This window comes from Pigmentiphaga sp. NML080357 (genome assembly GCF_002188465.1).
In the GTDB taxonomy this organism is placed as follows: Bacteria; Pseudomonadota; Gammaproteobacteria; order Burkholderiales; family Burkholderiaceae_B; genus Pigmentiphaga.
On sequence record NZ_NINW01000021.1, the window covers coordinates 23,310 to 39,418 of the forward strand.

Genomic DNA, 16,109 nt, shown 5'->3' on the forward strand with positions numbered 1-16,109 from the left:
CGCATGAACGACTCATCGGAGATCAGGATGTCAGAACAGATCCCCCACGCTTGCCGCGCCGCGGCGGCACTGCCCCCGGGTGGGGCGATTCCGGCCTTGGGGCGGCGCGTCGGCGGGAGCCGGCGCTCCGCCGCGCTTGCCGCCTGCGTGGTAGCGCTCACGGTGCTCGGCGGCTGCTCCATGTTCCGCAGTTCGCCTTCGTCCTCGCCGTCGGCGGCCGCACCCTCGGCAGCCAATGGCAACGGCGCGGCGCAGTCCGCGGTGACGTTCCCCGCGCGCGACTCGGCTTCGCTCAAGGAAGGAACCTTCGTCAACCTGGACAACCTCAGGCAGATGATCCCGGGCATGACCAAGACCCAGGTCTACGACCTGCTCGGTCCCCCGCACTTCAGCGAAGGCGTGTTCGGCGTCCGCACCTGGAACTACATCTTCAATTTCCGCACCGGCAACGGCAACGAGTTCATCACCTGCCAATACCAGTTGCGCTTCGACAAGGAGATGCGTACCGAGGCCGGCAACTGGAATCGCCGCGAATGCGCCGACTTCGTGTTCCCGCGCCCCGTCGCCGCGCCGCCTCCCCCAGCGCCCGCGCCGGTCAAGCCGGCGCCGCGGCAGATCACGCTGGGGGCCGACGCGTTGTTCGCCTTCGACCGGTCCGACCTCGCCAGCATTTCGCCGGAAGGCCGGCGGCGGCTGGACGAGATCGGCAAGGAACTGCGCAGCGTGGACGTGGAGCGGGTGCGGGTGATCGGCCATGCCGACCGGCTGGGCAGCGCCGCCTACAACGATCGCCTGTCCGAGGAGCGCGCCTCGACCGTCGTGCGCTACCTGGTCAACGCCGGGGTGCCGTCCGGCCAGATCAGCTCCGAGGGCCGGGGGTCGCGCGAGCCGGTCGTGCAATGCAACCAGCGCAGCCGCAGCGAACTGATCGCCTGCCTGGCGCCGAACCGCCGGGTCGTCATCGAGATCCACGGCAAGGCGGGCACGTCGTGACGCCCTCCGCGCCGCCCGCCCGGGCGGCGCGGAAACTGGACGTATCCTGCGCATTTCGTTTGTCTGAAGGACGTCTCCGAGTTAGGATTACCCCCTATCGATCCCCCGTAGCGTGAGCCGGCTTTCGCGCCCGATCCAGGGCACAGCGGGTCCGGCTCCGCCGGTCCGCCGGTGCGCCCCCGAGGGGGCGCGCGAAGCGCGTAGGGGGTGGACTTCCCCCGGAGACCAACATGTCCGCATTTACCTCCCTCACCGAAAATTTCGCCGTGGCCCCCCAGTTGGCGCCGGCAGACATGGCGGCCGTTGCGGCCGCCGGGTTCAAGAGCGTCATCAACAACCGTCCCGACTTCGAGGGCGGTCCGGCGCAGCCGTCCAGCGAACAGATGCAGGCCGCCGCCGAGGCCGCCGGGTTGAAGTACGTCTACCAGCCGGTCAACGGCGCCAACATCCAGCCCGGCGACGTCGCCACTTTCGCGTCGCTGCTCAAGACGCTGCCCGGGCCGGTGCTGGCGTTCTGCCGCAGCGGGGCGCGGTCGACCAAGCTGTTCATGTCCGCCAGCAATTCCAACTGAGCGGGCCGGGACGTGGCCCTCACGCTGGCGCAGGCGCGCGCACGGATCACGAAGCGGCGCAAGCCGCTGTTGCGCATCGTCGCCGTCCTGCTGATTCTTTGGCTGCTGTTCCTGGCGCTGACCGCCTGGGGCGTTCCCAAGCTGGTCCGCAGCGTCGCCCTGGCCCAGGTGCCGGAAGTCCTCGGGCGGACCGCGCGCATGGGCGAGGTGTCGTTCAACCCGTTCAAGCTGCGCTTGCGGGTGCACGATTTCGCCATCCTCGACCAGGCGGGAGCCAATCCCGATTTTTCCGTATCCCAGGTCGAGGTCAACGCCTCGGTTTCCTCGCTGTTCCGGCTCGCCCCGGTGGTGGACGCGCTGACCGTCACCGCGCCCCGGGTGGCCCTGGTGCGCGAAGGACCGAACCGGTTCAACATCAGCGACGTCCTGGAACGCCTCGCATCCCGGCCTTCCTCCGACGGCCCGCCGCCACGCTTCTCGCTGAACAATGTCAAGCTCGACGGCGGCGAGATCACCGTCGACGACAAGGTCACCGGCCGCCAGCACACGGTGCGCGACCTGCAGGTCGGCATCCCTTTCCTGTCCACGCTGGCCTACGCCACCGACATCGACGTGCAGCCCCGGCTGTCGGCGCTCGTGAACGGCAGCCCGTTCAACCTGGAAGGCACTGCGCGCCCGTTCGATACGCCGCGCTCGTCGTCGCTACACGTCAAGATCGATGATTTCGGGCTCGACGCCCTGGCCGATGCGATTCCCGGCGCGGTGCCGCTGACGCTCAGGCACGCGCGGCTCGATACCGACGCCCAGCTGGTATTCGAGGAAGGCGCCAACGCGCCGCCCAAGGTGCGGCTGGAGGGCGCCGCCGCGGTGCGGGACGTCGACGTGCGTGCGCCGGGCGACGCGCAACTGCTGGCGTTCAGGAAGCTGGCGCTGGAGAAGTTCGCGCTGGAGCCCCTGGCGCGCCGCTTCCAGGCCGAACGCATCGTCCTGTCGGCCCCGCAGCTCTACGCGAGCCGGTCGGCGGACGGCCACCTCAACCTGGCCGAGGTGGCTGCGCAGTTCCAGAAAACCACCGCTTCGCCGCCTCCCGCGGCCAAACAGGCCGAGCGGCCGGTGGCGCCGGCGCCGACCGCGGCCGAAACCCTGCCGGTCGCGCCGCCGGAAACCGGCGCGCCGGCCGCCGCCGGCAAGGCCGCACCCCAGCCCGCCGCCGGCGCCGATGGCTGGCGGGTCGCGGTGGGCGCGGTCGCGCTGCAGGAAGGCAAGCTGAACTGGCGCGACGAAGGCGCGCAATTCGATTACCAGGTGTCCGACCTGGGGGCCGAGCTGCGGGACCTGAACCTGCCCGCCGTACCCGACCGGCCGTCGTCGCTGACGCTGGCCGCGCAAGTGGGGGAGGGCGCCCGCCTCGACCTCGGCGGACCGGTGCGTATCCAGCCGCTGGCCGCGGAGCTCGACCTCAAGCTGGAGGGCATGGCGCTGCCGGCGCTGGCGCCGCTGTGGAAGCCCTACCTGGCGCTGCGCATCGACGACGGCACCTTGGGCGCCGCAGCCAAGGTGCACGTGGAGCAAGGCGAGGCGGTGGCCGTGCGCTGGAGCGGTGCCCAGGTCGCCCTGCGCAACCTGCGCGCGGCGCCTAGCTCGGACAAGGCTTCGAGCCTTCGTCTGGATACCCTTGACGTCACGGGCGTGGCGGGCGACACCGCCGAGCGGACGCTGCGGGTGCAGCGCATCGCGGCGAGCGGATTGACGCTGGCCGCGCACCGCGCGTCCTCCTCGGCCATTGGCTGGGCTTCCGTAGCCGTCCCGCAGAAGCCGGCGGCCCGGTCCGCCAGCCCGGCGCCGTCCGGCCCGGCATGGAAGGTCGCCGTGGACGCCCTGTCGCTGGAGAAAAGCGCGCTGCGGCTGACCGACGATGCCGTCAAGCCGCGCGTTGCCTTGCGCCTGGACGGCATGCAGCTGGACGCGCGCAACCTCGGCTCCGATCTGCGAACCCCCGTCGAATTTGCGCTGCGTTCCACCATCCAGGGACGCGGCGCCGCCGACGTGAAGGGCTCGGTGGTGCCGCAGCCGCTCTCGGTGAAGGCGCAAGTGCGCGCCAATCGCGTGAACCTGACCGCCTTGGCGCCCTACCTGGCCGAGCGCCTCAACGCCACGGTGAACAGCTTCGTCGTGGGCGCCAATGGCCGCCTGGAATATGCGGCGGCAACGGGCAGGCAGCCGCAGCGCGTGGCGTGGGTGGGGGCGGCCGAGGTGAGCGGCCTCGACATGACCGACAAGCTCAACTCCGCGGACTTCCTGAAATGGAAGCGGCTCGCTTTCAAGCGCCTGAATATCCTCAGCGCCGGCGATACCCTCAAGGCCGATCTGGGCGACATCGAGCTGGAGGACTTCTTCGCCCGCGTGATCCTGAGCGAACAAGGGCGGCTGAATCTGGCGCAGCTCGTCGTCAAGCCTGGCGAGCAGGCGGGGTCGATCACCGAGGACAAGCCCGCCGCGCAGAGCAAGGCGGATTCTCCCGCGCAGGATGACAAGGGCCGGGGCGAGACGTCCGCGCCGGCCGCCGGGGCCCCGCGGGACATCCGCGTGGGCGCGGTACGGCTGGCCCGCGGCAACATCAATTTCACCGACAATTTCGTCAAGCCCAACTACCGGGCCAACCTGACCGACATCGAGGGCGGCATCTCGGCGGTGTCGTCCAACGACACCCAGCCCGCGGACGTGCAGGTGTCGGCCAAGGTCGACGGCGATGCCCCGGTGGACATCACCGGCAAGCTGCATCCTTTCGGCCCGCGGCTCTACACCGACATCCACGCCAGCGCCAAGGGCGTGGAGTTGCCGGCGCTGACGCCGTACGCGGCCAAATACGCCGGATATGCGATCGAACGCGGCAAGTTGTCCATGGACGTGCACTATCAGATCCAGGATGGCAAACTGCAGGCCAGCAACAAGATCTTCCTCGACCAGCTCACCTTCGGCGAGCGCGTCGAAAGCCCGGACGCCCTGAAGCTGCCGGTGCTGCTGGCAGTGTCCCTGCTCAAGAACAGCCGCGGCGAGATCGACATCGAGCTGCCGATATCGGGATCGCTGGACGACCCTCAGTTCTCGGTCGGCGGCATCATCTTCCGGGCGCTCGTCAATCTCATCGTGCGTGCGGTGACCGCGCCGTTCACGTTGCTGGCCTCGGCCTTCGGCTCCGGCGAGGAACTGTCGCACATCGATTTCGCGCCCGGCAGCGCCGTGCTGGACGACGAGGCGCGCAAGCGCATAGGCGTGCTGGTCAAGGCATTGAACGACCGGCCTGCCTTGCGCCTGGACGTGGCGGGCCGGGCCAATCCCACGGTCGATACCGAGGGCTTGCGCAAGGCCGGCGTGGAAGCGCTGATCCGTGCCCAGCAACGCGAAGCCCTGCGCAAAGACGGTAACGAGCCCGAAGGCAACGCGCTGCCCCCGCTCGATCCGCAGCAACGCGCCCGCTATCTCGAGAGCGCGTACAAGGCGGCCAAGATCGACAAGCCGCGCAACATGATCGGCTTTGCCAAGTCGTTGCCGGGGCCGGAAATGGAGTCGCTGCTGGCCGCCAGCGTCGCCGTGGGGCCGGAGCAATTGCGCGAACTGGCGATCAGGCGGGCCCAGGCGGTGATGGCCTTGCTGCGCGAGGCCAAGCTGGGCGAGCGGGCCTTCGTGATCGCACCACGAATCGAAGCCAAGGCGGCAGAAGGGACCAAGCAGACCGGCGTGGATTTCAGCCTGAAGTAGGGCGCCCGGGGGAACAAGCGATGCGCTTGTCCCGCCTGAAATCTGGATATAAAATATCTAGATTAGACGAGGGCGAACCCATGAATCCATCGACGTCATCCATCCCGGCCCAGGCTCCGGCACGCGGCCTGGGTTCGATTGCCATTCTTGCGCTCGGCACGTTCGCCGTCGGTACCGACGCCTTCATCGTTTCGGGGTTCCTGCCGTCGATCGCCCATGCGCTGCAGTCGTCGAACTCGCTCGCGGGACTTTCCGTCACCGTTTTCGCCACCACCTACGCGCTCCTGGCGCCTGTGCTGGCAACCCTGACCGCGCCGTGGCCGCGCAACCGTGTCCTGGTGTGGGCCTTGGCGATATTGGCGGCCGCCAACCTCGCCTCGGCGCTGGCGCCCGACATCTGGATACTGCTGGCCAGCCGCGCGCTGGCGGCGATGGGCGCGGCGGCCTATACGCCCACCGCGACGGCGGCCGCAGGTTCGCTGGTACGTCCGGAACTGCGGGGGCGAGCATTCTCGATGGTTACCGGCGGCCTGACGGTGGCGACCGCGCTGGGCGTTCCATTGGGCAACCTGGTGAGTCAATGGCTGGGATGGCGCGCCGCCCTCGGCATGGTCGCCGCGCTTTCCGCGCTGGCCGGCGCCGGCGTGTTCCTGATCATGCCGCCGATGCCGGGACAGCCGCGCGCGCCGCTGCGCGCTCGCCTTGCCGTGCTTCGCCGGCCCGCCGTGGCATGGGTGCTGCCGCTGACCCTGATCGGGATGACGGCGTGCTACATCGTCTATGCCTACAGCGTGCCGGCGCTGCAAGCGCTGGGCGTGGCCGACGAGCGCATGGGCCTGATGCTGCTGTGCTATGGCATCGGCGCGGTGCTGGGCAATCTCCTGGCGGGATACGGCGCCGATCGCTGGGGACCGGCGCGGATGTCCGTCGCCGCCTACGTCGTCATGGCAGCGACCTTCGGTCTTATGTCCTGGCTGGCCGCGGCGGGGGGCGGGCCGGGCTTCGTGGTGGGGTTGCTGGTGCTGGCCTGGGGATTCAGCAGCTGGGGCCAGACGCCGCCTCAGCAACTGCGGCTGACCAACGCCGCGCCCCAGGAGGCGCCGCTGGTAATGGCCTTGAACGCATCCTGCATCTATTTCGGCATAGGGCTGGGAACGGCCCTGGGCGCTGCATTGCTGGTCCACGGCATGGTCGTCGGCTTCGGGATCTCGGCGCTGGCCGCCGCCGGCGCGCTGGGTTTTCTCGGCCTGACCATGCGCAGGCGCGGATAGGGGCCACCGCCGGCGAGACTGGGCGCCACGCCGGCATGGATGAGTCCTGCGCTAGCTCCCGGCTGCCGGAGGCGTGGCGGCCGGGGGCGAACGGCCGTCGTTCAGGCGCAGCCATACCCGCCGCATGCTGGGGTCCTCGTCGTCCACATCGACGCGAAAACCCAGCTTGGCCATCAGCGTCAGCATCGGGCGATTGGTCCCCAGTACCAGTCCTTCGATGATCTTCAGGCCCTGCTTGCGCGCTGCGTCCACCAGCGCCGTCATCAGCTGCATGCCGAGGCCACGCCGCTGCCAGGCATCGCCGATCACCAGCGCATACTCGGCGCTGTCGCCATCGGCATAGAGCAGATAACGCGCTACGCCGATGATGGTCTCGCGCAGTTCCCCCGCATGCCCGGGGTCGGCCTCCCAGACGGTGGCCACCAGGGCCAGCTCGCGGTGATAGTCGACCTGGGTGTAGCGCGCCAGCGTGCGCGGCGAGAGCTCCCGCATGAACGAGATGAAGCGCATGTAGCGCGTGTGTTCGGAAAGCTGGCGCGTGAATTCCTGGAGCGGCGCGGCATCCTCGGGACGGATGGGACGGATGGTGTAGGGGGCGCCGTCCTTGAACTGCAAGTGGCGGACCAGGCGCGCCGGGTAGGGGTGGATCGCCATGTGGGCATAGCCGCCTATGCCCGGATCGGCCTCGCGGGCGGGCTCGCGAGTGAGCGTGATGCGGGTGTCCGCGGCCACCACCCGGTCGCCGTCGATCATGACCGGGTCGATGTCCATGCTTTCGATGTCGGGCAGCGCGCAGACGATTTCCGAGATCCGCACCAGCACGTCCTCCAGCATGTCGAGCGCGCGCGGCGAGATCTGTTCGGCCAGCGCGTAGCGCCAGATGGGCGAGCGTTCCATCAGGCGCCGGGCCAGGAAGCCATTGAGCGGCGGCAGCTCGACGCTCCGGTTGGCCGGGCTGTCGCTGCGCGAACGAGCCGGACCGAAGCGGATGACCGGCCCGAAGAGGGCGTCGCGCGCCACGCCTATCGCGACCTTGGCCGAGCCTGGCGGCCCGGCCATGGCTTCCACGGTGATGCCTTCGATATGGGCCTGCGGTGCGGCCGCGTGCGCGTTCGCCAGCATGCGATGGTAGGCGGTGACGAGCTCGGTGCTGTTGCGGATGTCCAGGTGCACGCCCCGCACGGCCGACTTGCGCACCACGTCCGGCGAATCGATCTTGATCGCCACGGGAAAGCCGATCTGCTGCGCCGCGATTACCGCCTCGGCCGGCGTGCGCGCCAGGATCACCTGGACCACGGGGATATGGAAGGCGGCGAGCAGCGCCTTGCTTTCGGGTTCGGTCAAGGTCAGCCGGCCTTCGCTCCGGGCGCCGTCCAGCAGGATGCGTGCGCCGGCCAGGTCGGGCTCCTGGCCCGGAGGCTCGGGCGGAGGCGTTTGCAGCAGCAGTTGCTGGTTGTAGTGGTAGGTGGCCAGGTTGCCGAATGCGTCTACCGCGGCTTCGGGGGTGCGGAACGAAGGCGACCCCGCGTCGTCCAGGATGCGCCGCAGCGGCCGCATCGCGGCGTCGCCCATGAAGCAGGTGATGACCGGCTTGGGCGCGGTGGGCGCGGCCTGCGCCAGGGCCTGGGCCACGGCGCGCATGTCGGCTTCGGGATCGGGCGAGAACACGGCGAGCAGGCCGTCCACCCCCGGGTCGGCGACGATGGCGCGGACCGCTTGCGCGCAGGCTTGTGGGTCGGGCGCGGAGAATTCCACCACAGGATTGTCGGTCCACGCGTTCGGGCTGAGCGTCGCCGCCAGCTCCCGGCGCGTGGCGTCGGCCAGCGCGGCGCGCATGACGGGCCGGCCAGGGCCCAGCAGGTCGAGCGCCAGTTGCGCGGGGCCGCTGCCGTTGGCCAGCACGGCAATGCGCCTGCCGCTGGGCAGCTTGGCGAAACCGAGCGCCTTCACGGCCGAAAAGAGCTGTACGAAGTAGCGTACCCGTACCGCGCCCGCGCGCCGCAGCGCGGCGTCGAACACTGTGTCGGCGGCTATGGGCGGAGGGGGCGCGGGCGCCGCCGTATCGGCGGGCGCCGCATCGGGTGCCGCCAGTGGGCGTACGCTGGTGCGCGTACGCTCGCCGTGCCCGGCCTTGAGCACCACCAGCGGCTTGACGCTGGCCGCGGCACGGATGGCGCTCATGAATTCACGGGCGTCGCGCACGTCTTCAAGGTAGAGCGCGATGCTGTCGGTGCGCGGGTCCGCCACCAGGAAATCCAGCACCCGCGGGACGTCGAGCGCCGCTTCGGCGCCCAGGGACACCACCGTGGAAAAACCCGTGCGATTGTCGTCGGCCCAGTCCATGACCACGGCCATGATCGAACGCGATTGCGTGACCAGCGCGACCCGGCCGGCGCGGCCCAGCAGCGGGTGGACGCTGGCGTTGAGCCCGGCATGCGGACGTTGCAGCCCGAAGCTGTGCGGTCCCAGCAGGACGCAGTCGTGCGCGGCGGCCCAGGCACGGCAGAATTCGTTGTCTTCGAGAGAAGGTTCATGGGTGAGGACGGCGGCCGCTCGCGGCCGCGCCGGCGCCAGCGTTTCCAGCGTGTTGCGCAGTGCCGCGCGTGGCACGCCGATCACCGCCAGATCCGGACGTTCCGTTGCGCCGGCCAGTTCCGCGGGCAGCGTCCAGCGCAACCGAGCGTCGAGCCGGAACTCGGCGGTGCGCGCGCGCAGGGCGGCCGGCAGCGAGGCCATCAAGGGCAGTGGACGGTCGCTGACGGCGATCAGCGACTGCGGGTCGAACAGGGGCGACAGGGCGTGGCGGGACATGGCCCTCCTCATGGACGGGGTGCGGCAACTCCGGTCATTTCAAGGGATATGCGGTTTCGCCGCAAGTGGCGGCGCGGGGCAATACAATAGTCCACCCCTACGCCCTTCGGCCGCCCCCCGGGTAGTACGAGTCTACGGCGTTGCAGTTTGCCGAATACTGATATCAGGACCAGAAAGAACTTTCATATGAGCACCGATTCTTCGTCGCCTTCGGGCCGCAATCCGGCCGTCCGCACGCGCTTCGCGCCGTCGCCCACGGGTTTCCTGCACCTGGGCGGGGCGCGGACGGCGTTGTTTTCGTGGGCGTTCGCGCGGCATCACGGCGGCACTTTCGTCCTGCGGATCGAGGATACCGACCTGGAGCGTTCCACCCCCGAAGCGGTGCAGGCCATCCTGGATGGCATGCAATGGCTGCGGCTGGACCACGATGAAGGCCCGTTCTACCAGATGCAGCGCATGGAGCGCTATCGCGAGGTGCTGGCGGGCATGCTGCGGGCCGGCACGGCCTACTACTGCTATTGCTCGCCCGAAGAGCTCGAGGCGATGCGCGAGCGTGCCCGCGCCGAAGGCCGCAAGCCGCGCTACGACGGAACCTGGAGGCCCGAGCGCGGCAAGACGCTGCCGCCGGTGCCCGAAGGCCGCCGGCCCGTCGTGCGCTTCCGCAATCCGCTGGACGGCGACGTGACCTGGAACGATCTCGTGAAGGGCCCCATCACTATTGCCAACGCCGAGCTAGACGATCTCATCATCGCCCGCCCGGACGGCACGCCCACGTACAACTTCTGCGTGGTGGTGGACGACTGGGACATGGGCATCACCCACGTCATCCGGGGCGACGACCACGTCAACAACACGCCGCGCCAGATCAATATTCTCAAGGCGCTGGGCGCCACGCTGCCGGAATACGGCCACGTCCCCATGATCCTCGGGCCGGACGGCGAGAAGCTCTCCAAGCGCCACGGGGCTGTCAGCGTCATGCAGTACGACGAACAGGGCTACCTGCCCGACGCCATGGTCAATTATCTCGCTCGCCTGGGCTGGAGCCATGGCGACGACGAGATCTTCAGCCGCGATCAGCTGGTCGAGTGGTTCGATACCCGCAGCCTGTCGAAGTCCGCCGCGCAGTGGGACCCCAAGAAACTCAACTGGGTCAACGCGCACTACATCAAGCACAGCGCCGACGGCGACCTGGCCGAGCGTGTGGCGCCGCGCATCCTCAAGCGCGGCGGCGCGGTGCAGGGCGTGGACCTGCCGGCCATCATGGCGCTGCTCAAGGAGCGCGCCGAGACGCTCGAACAACTGGCGGACGACGCGATGCTGTTCTGCGGAGCGTTCGACCCAGCCGCCACGCCGCCCGAACTGGTGGCCCAGCACCTGACCGACGCCGCGCGCGCCATGCTGCGCGACTTCGCGCGCGAGGCGGCGCAGCTCGAGTGGAGCCGCGAGAAAATTTCCTCGCTCATGAAGACCATTTTGGCCAAATATGGTGTTAAGATGCCGGCCCTCGGGATTCCGTTGCGGGTAGCCGTGACGGGGCGGGCGCAAACCCCGGCCATCGATGCAGTGCTGTCATTGCTTGGTCGCGAAAAAGTTCTAGCCCGCTTGCACGACATTTAAAAAACGTGCATAATCTCACTTCTTCGCAGGACGGGGGTATAGCTCAGCTGGGAGAGCGCTTGCATGGCATGCAAGAGGTCAGCGGTTCGATCCCGCTTACCTCCACCAGTCGAAGAAGTTGTTGCAGTACTGTAGTTCCGGGTCCCCTTCGTCTAGAGGCCTAGGACATCACCCTTTCACGGTGAGTACAGGGGTTCGAATCCCCTAGGGGACGCCAGCCGACGCAAGTTGGCAGTAGTAAAAAATACCGCTGCGGAGCGGTAGTTCAGTTGGTTAGAATACCGGCCTGTCACGCCGGGGGTCGCGGGTTCGAGCCCCGTCCGCTCCGCCAAGAATTTCAAGGGTTAGTGTGCTAGCAGCCACTAACCCTTTTTGCTTTTTTGCTGCACCCCTCTCGCATTGCCGCTGGCCTGGCCTTGCTGCTCGATCCGGCGGTATGCAATTTGCTGTGCGTCTGCCTCGCATCCGAGCCGGTCCAGCCCCGCAATGACGCCTCTCACGGACTCCCCGCCACGCGATCGCCGCATCGATGCGACCGCCGCCTTTGTTGCCGATCCCTACCGCTTCATCTCGGCCTGCTGCCGCGAGCTCGGCACGGACGTGTTCGAGGCGCGCATCCTGCTCCAGCCGACGCTGTGCATGAGCGGCGCGGAGGCGAGCCGGCTCTTCTACGACGCGCGGTATTTCCGCCGTTCGGGGGCGGCGCCCGAGGCCGTGCAGGCCACGTTATTCGGCAAGCGGGCCGTGCAAGGGCTGGATGGCGCGGCACATCGCATGCGCAAGGCGCTGTTCATCCACGCCCTCAATCCCGACGCGCTGCAAGCATTGGCGGAACGGGTTCGCCATCATTGGCGACTGGAGGTTTCGCACTGGGTGCCGGGGCGCCCGGTCGTGCTGTATGGAGCGGCCCAGGAGGTATTGGGGCGCGCGGTATTCGAATGGGCCGGCGTGCCCGTCGCCGAAGCCCAAATGCGGGAGCGCATCGCCGATCTGGTGTCGCTATACGACGATGCCGCGCGGCATCGTGCCCCACGTCCGCTCCAGGCTGGCGCGCAGGCGCCTGGAGCATTGGCTCGGCGGCATCATCCGGGCGCTGCGCCAGGGGGCGATGCGCGCGCCCGAAGGGAGCGCCTTGCATGTCGTGTCCTTGCACCAGGGCGCCGATGGCGAGCCGCTTACGGCCGGCGTCGCCGCCACCGAGCTCCTCAACCTGCTGCGGCCCGTCGTGGCCGTCTCCGTCTTCAACGTCTTTGCAGCGCACGCCATGCACCGGTATCCGGAATGCCGCGCGCTGCTCCGGATCGGCGGACCGGACTACCGGCACTGTTTCCTCAACGAGGTTCGGCGCCATTATCCGTTCTTCCCCGCCGTGGCGGCGCGCGTCCTCGAGGACGTTGAATGGAAGGGCATGCGGCTCGTCCGTGGGCGCCGGGCCATATTGGATTTGTACGGAACCAACCGCGACCCCCGCAGCTGGGTCGAACCCGAGCGATTCCTGCCCGCGCGCTTCAACGGGGTGTCGCCGGGGCAGTTCGCGTTCATTCCGCAAGGCGGCGGGGATGCGCGGACGCATCATCGCTGCCCGGGGGAAGAGGCGACCATGGCTGGACGTGGCCGTGGATGTGCTGCTCAACCAGGTCGAGTACGACCTGCCGGATTCACCCAGCGCCCTCGACATGCGTCGCCTGCCCGCGCTTCCGCAGGATGGGCTCACGCTCGTTCCGGTACGGGTCTACCGCTGAGAGGCCGGGCGGCGGGTACGGCTTTTGCGGCATATCGGACCCCATCACAAGAAAGGTGAAGTCCATGAAACGCTTGAGCCATGTTCGCAAGACGCTGTTCGCCGCCGCTTTGCTCGCGGGTGCTCCGCTGGCCATCGCGCAGACCGGATCCAGCGGCACAACCGGTACCACCCATGGCACGCACACCCAGCGCCAGAACGATTCCGACGCGAGGACCGACATGGGGCCGTCCACGGGGTCGTCGGGCAAGCCCCTGCCCGCAGGCCAGGGCAAGAACAATCCGCCGCCCGAGTCGTCGCGCAAGACCGGTCCCGTCGAACACGGGTCCCGCAGCGACATGGGGCCGTCGAGCGGGGCGCCGGGCAAGCCGCTGCCGGCCGGCCGAGGTGGAAGCGACACCAGCACCAGCAATCCGCCCAGCCAGCGCTCCATGCCCGGCGGCAACGATCGGGATGCGCGGACCGACATGGGGCCGTCCACGGGCTCGTCGGGCAAGCCGGTGCCTTCGCCGGACAGCGGCGGGTCCAGCGGGTCGACACAGCGATGAGAGGCGCCCGCATTTGACGGCGGCCCACGTGCAGCCGGTCCTCGGGAGCGGATATTGCTGATGAGCTGGCGGGCCTTGCACGGGGCCATTTCCTTCCCATCCAGGAGAACGCCATGCTCACCACAATAATTCTCATCATTCTCCTTCTGGCGCTCATCGGCGCCTTTCCCGCCTGGCCGCACGCGGCCAACTGGGGCTACGGACCGTCCGGCATCATCGGGGTCATTCTGGTCGTATTGATCGTCCTGCTCCTTATGGGACGAATATAGGAAGGAAAAGCAAGGCTTCTTGGCCGAACCAAGGGGCGGGCCGCAGGGTCCGCCCCTTGGTGTATGTCCTTACAGTTGTTGCAAAAGCATCGGCCGTCTCCTCATCGGTAAGCGTCGCGCAGTGCTACGCTTGGCTGCCCGAAACAAGGAGAAAAACCATGAAGCGGACTTGGCATTGGTTGGCCGTGGCCATCGCGGCCCAGGGGATCGTGGCCTGCGCCCAGCCTGGCGGCGGCATGCGGACCTCCAGTCCGGTAGCGGCGAATGTCGCGCGCGACACGCTGACCGCCTACCACTGGCAACTGCGCGAGGCGGTCAATTCCACCGGCGTGGCGCTCAAGCCGCCTGCCGGCACGAACGCCGGCCAGCCACTCCAGCTGACTTTCTCGGACCAGCGGGTGTCCGTGGCGGGCCTCTGCAATAACCTGGGCGGCGGCTACCAGCTCGACGGCGACAAGATCAAGATCAGCCAGGTCGTGGGCACCATGCGCATGTGTGCCGATCCTGCCTTGATGCAATACGAGCGCAGCGTGGCCGAGCGTCTGCCCTCCGTGGCATCGTGGGAGATCACCCGCGATGCAGCACGACCTGACGCTGCCTCTCCCGGGTTGAAACTCACCTTCGCCGACGGCGCCATCTGGTGGCTGGCGGGGACGCCGACCAGCGAAACCAAATACGGCTCGGCGGGCGAGATCCAGTTCCTCGAGATCGCGCCCCAGCCGGTGCCGTGCAACCATCCGCTGATCCCCAATATGCAATGCATGCAAGTCCGGTCGGTCACCTACGATGCCGCGGGCATCAAGCAGGGCCATGGTGAATGGGAGGCGTTCTACGGCACGATCGAGGGATATACGCATACCCCGGGGGTGCGCAATATCGTGCGGGTCAAGCGCTACACCCTCGCCAATCCGCCCGCCGATGCGTCGCGCTACGTCTACGTGCACGACATGACGGTCGAAAGCGAGCAGGTTCCCGTGCGCTGACGGGTGACTCAGCCCAGGCGGCGCGCCGCGTCCAGCGCGAGGCCCGTGCCGATGCTGCCGAAGGCGTCTCCCTGGACCTGGCGGGCCGCGGGCAGCAGCGTGGATACGCGCTCGCGCAGCAGCGGCACGCTGCTCGAGCCGCCCGTGAAGAAAATCGTATCGACGGCGCTCGCGGGAATGCCGGCGCTTCGCAGGAGGCCGGCTAGGGTTTGTTCGATCCGTGCCACCAGGTGATCGATGGCGGAGTCGAGGTCGCGCCGGGTGATCTCGCATGCCAGGCCCGGCTCGATGCGCTCCAGGTCCATCCGGACCGTGGGCGAGTCCCCCAGCGCGATCTTCGCTTCCTCGACCTGGAAAGCCACCCAATGACCGGTGCGCTGCTTGACCAGCTCCAGCAGGCGCGCCAACTTTTCCTTCTCCGCCGACTCGTGGTAGAGATCGCTCAGCATGGCGACGGACTTACGGGCATAGACCTGGTTGATGGTATGCCAGGAGGCCAGGTTGAAGTACGGCGTGGAGGGCATGTCCTTGCCCGTGACCAGGCGGCTGCCGAGGCCCAGCAGCGGCATGGCGGTGCGCAGATTCAGGTATTTGTCGAAATCGGTGCCGCCGATGTGCACGCCCCCGTTGGCCAGGATGTCGTCGCGCCTGTCCGCGCGTCCCGAGCGGGCCGGGCCGAGGCGGATCAGCGTGAAGTCGGAAGTGCCGCCGCCTATGTCCACGACCAGCACCAGTTCCTCGGCCCCGACCCGGGATTCGTAGTCGAACGCGGCCGCCATGGGCTCGTACTGGAATTCGACGTGGCGAAATCCTACCGAGCGTGCGATCTCGCCCAGCGTATCCTGGGCGGCGGCGTCCGCAGCGGAATCGTCGTCGACGAAAAAGACGGGTCGGCCGAATACCGCGCGGTCGAAGGCCCGGCCCGCGGCCCGTTCGGCGCGATGCTTGAGCTCGGCGATGAAGCGCGTCAGCAGCGTGCGGAACGGCAGCGCCCGGCCCTGGACCTCGGTGTGCCCTTCCATCAGCGGCGTGCCGAGCAGGCTCTTGAGCGCTCGCATGAGGCGCCCGTCATAGCCTTCCAGGTAGTCCTGGACCGCGGCCCGTCCGAAGCTGACCTCGCTGTCTTCGGCATGGAAGAAAACGGCCGAGGGCAGGGTGGGCTTGCCGGCCTCCAGCTGCAGCAATGGCGAGGCGGCGTGGGGCCGGCACCAGCCGACGGTGGAATTGGACGTCCCGAAATCGACGCCGCATGCGTTTGAGATCATGGCAGGAAAGGGAAGGCGGCCGGGCCAGGCCGGCGGGCGGCAGGGCGGTTGGGGCGGCGGACGAGCCCCGTGGACGCGCGAGTGTTAAAACGTGAACGACGTCATTGTATGCGCAAGCATGGCCCGGACCCGGGGATGCGGTGCGTCCCCGCCCTAGGGCGTGTTCACACTAAATGAATTTGCTCGTATACTTCGGGTATGGAAATCACCGAAGCCCAATATCAGCAGATCGAGCACTGTTTGCCGCGACAGCGCGGCAACGTCAGCCTGACGAATCTGC

12 protein-coding genes, 3 tRNA genes and 1 pseudogene are annotated in these 16,109 nt (G+C 68.3%); 14 read left to right on the top strand and 2 right to left on the bottom strand.

All coding sequences use genetic code 11. The features are described from left to right. The first annotated feature begins 27 nt into the window (after nucleotides 1-27). The 4 genes from CDO44_RS05660 to CDO44_RS05675 all read left to right on the top strand — a co-directional run bounded on the left by CDO44_RS05660 (nucleotide 28) and on the right by CDO44_RS05675 (nucleotide 6,595). Nucleotides 28-993, top strand: coding sequence for an OmpA family protein (locus CDO44_RS05660; RefSeq protein ID WP_087779355.1), 966 nt, complete (start codon nucleotides 28-30; stop codon nucleotides 991-993). A gap of 230 nt (nucleotides 994-1,223) precedes the next feature. Continuing rightward, a complete protein-coding gene (locus tag CDO44_RS05665; protein WP_087779356.1) occupies nucleotides 1,224-1,565 on the top strand; it encodes a TIGR01244 family sulfur transferase in 342 nt (113 codons plus the stop codon). Between the two features lie 12 nt (nucleotides 1,566-1,577). Next, a complete protein-coding gene (locus tag CDO44_RS05670; RefSeq protein WP_087779357.1) occupies nucleotides 1,578-5,324 on the top strand; it encodes a DUF748 domain-containing protein in 3,747 nt (1,248 codons plus the stop codon). An 80-nt stretch (nucleotides 5,325-5,404) separates the two neighbouring features. Further along, on the top strand, nucleotides 5,405-6,595 hold the full coding sequence (locus tag CDO44_RS05675; RefSeq protein ID WP_198951305.1) for an MFS transporter: 1,191 nt from the start codon (nucleotides 5,405-5,407) through the stop codon (nucleotides 6,593-6,595). Nucleotides 6,596-6,646: 51 nt separating this feature from the next. Here CDO44_RS05675 and CDO44_RS05680 read toward each other — a convergent pair whose 3' ends face one another. Continuing rightward, entirely contained in the window at nucleotides 6,647-9,406 is a 2,760-nt protein-coding gene (locus CDO44_RS05680; protein WP_087779358.1) for a GNAT family N-acetyltransferase, read from the bottom strand. Between the two features lie 186 nt (nucleotides 9,407-9,592). On the opposite strand from CDO44_RS05680, the gene gltX reads away from it, so the two are divergent. From gltX to CDO44_RS05720, 10 genes and pseudogenes are all read left to right on the top strand, one after another. Beyond that, nucleotides 9,593-11,023, top strand: a complete 1,431-nt coding sequence (gene gltX, locus CDO44_RS05685) for a glutamate--tRNA ligase (RefSeq protein ID WP_087779359.1) — start codon at nucleotides 9,593-9,595, stop codon at nucleotides 11,021-11,023. A 32-nt stretch (nucleotides 11,024-11,055) separates the two neighbouring features. Then, nucleotides 11,056-11,131 (top strand) — tRNA-Ala (locus CDO44_RS05690). Nucleotides 11,132-11,164: 33 nt separating this feature from the next. Then, nucleotides 11,165-11,240 (top strand) — tRNA-Glu (locus tag CDO44_RS05695). A gap of 37 nt (nucleotides 11,241-11,277) precedes the next feature. Beyond that, nucleotides 11,278-11,354 (top strand) — tRNA-Asp (locus CDO44_RS05700). Nucleotides 11,355-11,509: 155 nt separating this feature from the next. Beyond that, the gene (locus tag CDO44_RS05705; protein WP_233146049.1) at nucleotides 11,510-12,421 is read left to right on the top strand and encodes a hypothetical protein; all 912 of its coding nucleotides are present in this window, start codon (nucleotides 11,510-11,512) and stop codon (nucleotides 12,419-12,421) included. Further along, nucleotides 12,393-12,554, top strand: a pseudogene (locus CDO44_RS28005) (cytochrome P450); the annotation flags it as partial. The gene CDO44_RS05705 and the pseudogene CDO44_RS28005, both read left to right, overlap by 29 nt. 28 nt (nucleotides 12,555-12,582) lie before the next feature. Then, the gene (locus tag CDO44_RS28010) at nucleotides 12,583-12,765 is read left to right on the top strand and encodes a hypothetical protein (RefSeq protein WP_233146050.1); all 183 of its coding nucleotides are present in this window, start codon (nucleotides 12,583-12,585) and stop codon (nucleotides 12,763-12,765) included. Between the two features lie 64 nt (nucleotides 12,766-12,829). After that, nucleotides 12,830-13,312 (top strand): hypothetical protein, encoded by a 483-nt coding sequence (locus CDO44_RS05710; protein ID WP_144389475.1) that lies wholly within the window; start codon nucleotides 12,830-12,832, stop codon nucleotides 13,310-13,312. 113 nt (nucleotides 13,313-13,425) lie between these two features. Beyond that, nucleotides 13,426-13,581, top strand: coding sequence for a DUF3309 family protein (locus CDO44_RS05715; protein WP_087779361.1), 156 nt, complete (start codon nucleotides 13,426-13,428; stop codon nucleotides 13,579-13,581). Between the two features lie 158 nt (nucleotides 13,582-13,739). After that, the gene (locus tag CDO44_RS05720; RefSeq protein ID WP_087779362.1) at nucleotides 13,740-14,564 is read left to right on the top strand and encodes an META and DUF4377 domain-containing protein; all 825 of its coding nucleotides are present in this window, start codon (nucleotides 13,740-13,742) and stop codon (nucleotides 14,562-14,564) included. 8 nt (nucleotides 14,565-14,572) lie between these two features. Here the strand turns inward: CDO44_RS05720 and CDO44_RS05725 are convergent, their stop codons facing one another. Then, a complete protein-coding gene (locus CDO44_RS05725; protein WP_087779363.1) occupies nucleotides 14,573-15,829 on the bottom strand; it encodes an Hsp70 family protein in 1,257 nt (418 codons plus the stop codon). Between the last annotated feature and the right edge of the window lie 280 nt (nucleotides 15,830-16,109).

Coding starts and splice junctions, on each gene's coding strand:
- CDO44_RS05680 (WP_087779358.1), bottom strand. CDS start 9,406: ATGTCCCGCCACGCCCTGTCGCCCCTGTTCGACCCGCAGTCGCTGATC.
- CDO44_RS05705 (WP_233146049.1), top strand. CDS start 11,510: ATGACGCCTCTCACGGACTCCCCGCCACGCGATCGCCGCATCGATGCG.
- CDO44_RS05665 (WP_087779356.1), top strand. CDS start 1,224: ATGTCCGCATTTACCTCCCTCACCGAAAATTTCGCCGTGGCCCCCCAG.
- CDO44_RS05715 (WP_087779361.1), top strand. CDS start 13,426: ATGCTCACCACAATAATTCTCATCATTCTCCTTCTGGCGCTCATCGGC.
- CDO44_RS05660 (WP_087779355.1), top strand. CDS start 28: ATGTCAGAACAGATCCCCCACGCTTGCCGCGCCGCGGCGGCACTGCCC.
- CDO44_RS28010 (WP_233146050.1), top strand. CDS start 12,583: ATGCGCGGACGCATCATCGCTGCCCGGGGGAAGAGGCGACCATGGCTG.
- CDO44_RS05675 (WP_198951305.1), top strand. CDS start 5,405: ATGAATCCATCGACGTCATCCATCCCGGCCCAGGCTCCGGCACGCGGC.
- gltX (WP_087779359.1), top strand. CDS start 9,593: ATGAGCACCGATTCTTCGTCGCCTTCGGGCCGCAATCCGGCCGTCCGC.
- CDO44_RS05720 (WP_087779362.1), top strand. CDS start 13,740: ATGAAGCGGACTTGGCATTGGTTGGCCGTGGCCATCGCGGCCCAGGGG.
- CDO44_RS05725 (WP_087779363.1), bottom strand. CDS start 15,829: ATGATCTCAAACGCATGCGGCGTCGATTTCGGGACGTCCAATTCCACC.
- CDO44_RS05710 (WP_144389475.1), top strand. CDS start 12,830: ATGAAACGCTTGAGCCATGTTCGCAAGACGCTGTTCGCCGCCGCTTTG.